Source organism: Streptomyces sp. BR123, from assembly GCF_013401435.1.
Lineage (GTDB): Bacteria > Actinomycetota > Actinomycetes > Streptomycetales > Streptomycetaceae > Streptomyces.
Genome location: NZ_JACBGN010000699.1, coordinates 1 through 384, shown reverse-complemented (window position 1 = coordinate 384; position 384 = coordinate 1). Strand labels below are relative to the sequence as shown.

The following is a 384-nucleotide window of genomic DNA, read 5'->3' as shown; positions in this document are numbered from 1 at the left end:
CCCCACACCCCCACCGCCACGTCCTCCGACCCGTCCGCGGGTCCGGAGGACGTCGGCGTTGGCCGGCTCACGGGTGACACCGGCTCCCCCGCGCTCCGGGGGGGGAGCCGGTGCGGGGCCGGTCGGCGCGTCGGCCAGTATGGGGCCGTGCCCCGTCTTCCGCGTTACCTGCTCATATGGCTGTCGTGCACGGCCGCCAGCGTGACTGCCGTGCTCGCCACGGTCCAGTTCGTGGTCGGCACGACCCGGCATACACCGCCGGTGGCGCGGTCCGCTCCCACGGTCATCGAGACCCCTCCGGCCTGGCAGGCGGGGCAGGAGTCTCCGCCGGGCTCGCCCTCCCCGTCCGCGAGCCCCTCCCCCTCGGCTTCGCAGCGGCCCTCC

The 384-nt window shown here is 76.3% G+C and carries 1 pseudogene; it reads right to left on the bottom strand.

Annotated features, from left to right (window positions below):
* Positions 1-164 precede the first annotated feature (164 nt).
* Positions 165-384: pseudogene (locus HYE82_RS37435) on the bottom strand (hypothetical protein); the annotation flags it as partial.